The sequence below is a fragment of the Frankia sp. CeRuru1 genome (assembly GCF_977966315.1).
This window is the reverse complement of sequence record NZ_CDWWEW010000424.1, coordinates 1-4,170: the sequence shown is the minus strand read 5'-3', so window position 1 is coordinate 4,170 and position 4,170 is coordinate 1. Positions and strand designations below refer to the sequence as shown.

Below are 4,170 nucleotides of genomic sequence, written 5' to 3'. Positions count from 1 at the left end.
GATCTGGGCGCACGGCGTCACGGTAGGCCCCACCCCCGACAGTTTCACGCCCGGGATTATCCGCCGGGCCCGGAGGCGAAAGCAGGTCCGCCTTGCCGCACGTCGTCACGGAGGTTCCGGGTCACGGAGGTTCCGGGTCACGGGCCGGTGGAAAATGATTAACGATACCTGATCCGTAGGGTGCTGGGTGCGCCACGGGACGGTATTGGCCATAGAATTCGCCGCGGTTGTCCCGTTTATGGTCCCGTCGGGGCAGTCCGGTGCTTCTGTCGGGGCGTGTGCTCAAACGTGCGGCCAACTCGGCAGGCCTGCGTGCGTCGAATGCGGAATCATGCCCAGGTGGCATGGTTCGAGACGAACGGCATTCGAGTGGCGCGGGTCGCGGTCGACTGTTCGAACGTTGACGTGATGGTGCGCTTCTGGTCCGCCGCATTGGGATACGAGGTGAGCCGGCGTGACGACGGGGTGATCCTGCGTCACCCGGCCGGCGCGGGACCCAAGCTCCTCCTCAGGCCCGGGGCGAAGCGCGATGCCGGCCGTAACCGGCTTCATCTGGATCTCTACGCTGTCGACGCGGAGCGTGTGATCGGCTGGTTGTCGACCCTCGGTGCCCGCCGGGTGTCCCGGTACGACGACGACGGGGAGAGCGGATACGTTCTCAAGGATCCGGAGGGTAACGAGTTCCGGGTGATGACGGTCGGGCCGGCGGGATTCGCGCGCCCCTTTGTCTGACACCCCGGCGGGCCGGGCTCCCACGGGGTTGGGTTCCCGGCGGGTCGGCGAGGGTGGAGCACGGTTTCGGAGAAGCGTGCTCCACACCACCGTCGCGTCCAGCGGAAAACGTGACGGCTCGACGGCCGGGTGAACGGCCATCGGCCATCGGGTGCTGTCGTCACGCGCCGGACGACCCGGTCGATAGGGTCGCAGCCATGTCGAGCGTCTTCACCCGGATCATCAACGGCGAGCTTCCCGGTCGCATCGTCTACTCCGACGAGCACGTGGTGGCGTTCCTGACGATCGCGCCGATCCGGCCGGGACACACCCTGGTCGTTCCCCGCACCGAGATTGACCATTGGATCGATCTACCCGATGATCTCCAGGTCGCGTTGTGGAGCGCCGCGGCGACGGTGGGCCGCGCCATCGACGCGGCCTTCCGACCTCGGCGGGTGGCCGCGCTCGTCGCCGGGCTCGAGGTCCCGCACGTCCACGTGCATCTCCTGCCGATCGAGGACGAGACGCAGATCGACTTCAGGCTCGCCGACCACAACCCCGACTCGGCCGAGCTCGATGCCGTGGCCGAGCGGATCCGCGCCGCCCTCGGCTGAGAGCCGGGTACCGGCCGGCGCGGATCTGGCTGTTCTGGCGGATCGTAGGGTTACGCGGCGGTCAGAGCTGGAACTTCGGTGGATCGACGGCGAACAGCGGTTCCCAGTTCAGGATGGCGTGCCCGGGTGGCGCATCGATGACGATGTTGCCCCGGACCCGCTGCCCGGCCTTGAGAGTCGACACCGACAGCCGCGGCGCGACGTTCTCGTAGCTGCCGTCGTACCGGGTGCCGTCGGAGGTCTGGATGTAGAAATCGGACGGTGAAGCGGACGTCGACCCGCGGCTCACCTCGACCGTCACGTTAATGACGTAGTAGGCCCCCTGGGCGGGCGCGTCGCCGTACTGGGTCACCTTGCCGGTGGTGGAGCAGACGCTGTTGAGGGTGACCCTGGCTTCGAAGTCGCTGACCGAGGAGGTGGCCCGGCCGACGGCGGTGCCGGAGCCGCCGATCGTCGCGGTGCCGGCCGCCGGCGCGTGCTGTGGCGTCACCGGAACGCAGCTCGGCACTCCGTTCGGCGGGGTCGCGGTCGGGGCGGTCGCGGTCGCAGTGGTATTCGGGAGGTCGGGCACGGTCACCGTCGGGGCCGGTGGGGAGGCGATCTCGGTGTCGTCACCGCCGCCCACCGCGAGGGCGATCACGACACCGAGCACGATGGCGGCGACCACGGCGAGGGGCACGATGATGAACAGCGGACTGGTCCGCTGCCGGGGCGGAGGCGGCGGGACGCCCTGCTGCCACCCGCCGGGCGGCGGGTAGCCCCCCGGGGGGTTCTGGTAGGCGTCGGGACCGCCCTGGTAGCCGACCGTCCCCGGGTATGGGGCACTCCCACCCTGGTAGGGCCCGGCAGCCGCGGCCGGGGGATGGTCCGGCTGCTGCCAGCCGCCCGGTTGTCCCCAGCCCTGCCCGACGCCGGGCTGTCCCCACCCTGGCGCAGCGCCGGGGTGCTGTGGGCCGCCGGGGTGCTGTGGGCCGCTGGGCTGCCCGCCCCACTGCTGCCCGCCCGGTTGCGGGACGGTGCCCGGCCAGGCGAGGCGTGTCTCCTCCGAGTCGGGCTGGTTCGGCTGGCCGGGCTGGGGCGCTCCCCACGGTGGGACCGGAGCCGGCGGGGGAGTAGAGGGCGAACCGGAGGCGGGGGTGCTGCCAGCGTCCGCGGGCTGGTGCCAGGGGTCATTCGGCTGCCTCCACGCCTCCTGGCTCCCGTCACCGCTGGGGGGCTGGTGAGGCGGGTTCTGGTCGGTCACGATGATCCTCTCAGGCGCAGCCAGGGCCGCGTTCGGAAGAAAACGAGCATAAGGGGCGCGCCTCGCGAGGCTACATAAGCCGACTTTCACCTGAGGCAATGCCCGCCCCGCCGTAGGCCGCCGACGTACCGATCCGGCCGGTAGCGGTGGTGAGTGCCCTGAGCTCTCCCGATAAGCTGTACTGTCATCGTTCTCCCCGTCGGCTCCGGAGTCCCGCGTGCCTTGCTGTCTGGCCGGTTGGACGAGCCGTTGGAGATACGGCCCGCCCGGTTTGTCCGTCGTGCGCGTGTTGATGAACATTTCGTCGCCACCCTCGGATTCGCCGCATGAGTGAGCCGCTTCCGGCGCCGGTGCGGGCGCATGTCGTCGAGTTCGCCGAGCAGACGCTGGCGGATCTTCCCGAGCCGGAGGTCCCGCCGTCGCTGGTCGCGGTGCGCCGCTTCAAGCCCTCCCGCCGCGTCCGCCAGGGAGCTGTCCCGCTGGCCGCGGCGGTGGACGGTGACGTGTTCCGCGGCCAGGTCGCCGAGTGGATCCGCCGTCATCATCCCGAGCTTGTCGAAGCCGTCAGCTCGCCGGACGGACCGCCGCCCGCGGCGCCTCCCGAGAAGATCGCCGCGGTCGCGTACCTGCTGCGGGTCTCCGGCTGGCAGGAACTGGTCCAGGTCGCTGCGGCGTCCACGGCGGAGGCGGCGGTCCGCAGCCAGGTCGACGAGGCCGAGCGGACGATACTGCGGCTCACCGAACAGCTCGAGACGAGCAAGCGCATCGCCGCGGCCGAGCAGGAGGAACTGCGCGAGCAGCTGCAGGCGGCCCGGGCGGAGGCGGACGAGGCTCGCCGGCGGCTGCGCTCGTCCACCGCCGGGATCCGGCGGGCCGAGGACGCCACGCGAGAGGCCCTGACCGCGGCCGAGGCGGCCCGGGACGCAGCCTTGGCCGCCAGCCGGGATGCCGAGGCGGAGACCCGGCGGCTGCGCGGCCGGGTGGCGGAGCTGGAGAGCGCGCTCGCCTCCACCCGCCGGGACAGCCGCGAGTCCCGCAGCGTCGATGACGCCCGGTTGCGCGTTCTCCTTGACACCCTGATCGTCTCGGCGCACGGCCTGCGACGCGAACTCGACCTCCCGACGATGGTCGCGAGGCCCGCGGATCTCATCGCTCGCGGCGGAGCCGGCCCGAGTAACGGCCCGCAGGCGTTCGCCGGGGCCCGCGGGCGGCCGGACGACGACCCCTCCCTGATCGACGAGGTGTTGGCCGTCCCCGGGGTCCATCTGATCATCGACGGGTACAACGTGACCAAGCGGGGCTACGGCCGCCTCACCCTGCAGGCCCAGCGTGAGCGGCTGCTGTCCGGACTCGGTGCGCTCGCGGGCCGCAATCCCGACAGCGAGGTCACGGTCGTCTTCGATGCCACCGCCGTCGTGGCCCGGCCGGTGGGTGTCGCCATGCCTCGGGGGGTGCGCGTGCTGTTCAGCCGGCCCGGGCAGCTCGCCGACGAGGAGATCGTCCGGCTGGTGCGGATGGAACCGGAAGGCCGCCCGGTCTTCGTCATCACCTCCGACCGGGAGGTCGCGGAGAACTGCGCCGCCGCCGGAGCCCGGGCGGTAC

General features: G+C 71.5%; 4 protein-coding genes. 3 read left to right on the top strand and 1 reads right to left on the bottom strand.

The genetic code is table 11. The features are described 5' to 3' along the window. Positions 1-321 precede the first annotated feature (321 nt). A complete protein-coding gene (locus AC08OP_RS21825) occupies positions 322-732 on the top strand; it encodes a VOC family protein (RefSeq protein ID WP_476615891.1) in 411 nt (136 codons plus the stop codon). 197 nt (positions 733-929) lie between these two features. Next, a complete protein-coding gene (locus AC08OP_RS21820) occupies positions 930-1,325 on the top strand; it encodes an HIT family protein (RefSeq protein ID WP_462202462.1) in 396 nt (131 codons plus the stop codon). Between the two features lie 61 nt (positions 1,326-1,386). On the opposite strand, the gene AC08OP_RS21815 is transcribed toward AC08OP_RS21820, so the two are convergent. Next, positions 1,387-2,568 (bottom strand): DUF4352 domain-containing protein, encoded by a 1,182-nt coding sequence (locus AC08OP_RS21815; protein WP_476615890.1) that lies wholly within the window; start codon positions 2,566-2,568, stop codon positions 1,387-1,389. A gap of 326 nt (positions 2,569-2,894) precedes the next feature. Here AC08OP_RS21815 and AC08OP_RS21810 point away from each other — a divergent pair. Further along, the coding region (locus AC08OP_RS21810) for an NYN domain-containing protein (protein WP_476615889.1) at positions 2,895-4,170 on the top strand (1,276 nt) is incomplete at its 3' end.

Coding starts and splice junctions, on each gene's coding strand:
- AC08OP_RS21825 (WP_476615891.1), top strand. CDS start 322: ATGCGGAATCATGCCCAGGTGGCATGGTTCGAGACGAACGGCATTCGA.
- AC08OP_RS21820 (WP_462202462.1), top strand. CDS start 930: ATGTCGAGCGTCTTCACCCGGATCATCAACGGCGAGCTTCCCGGTCGC.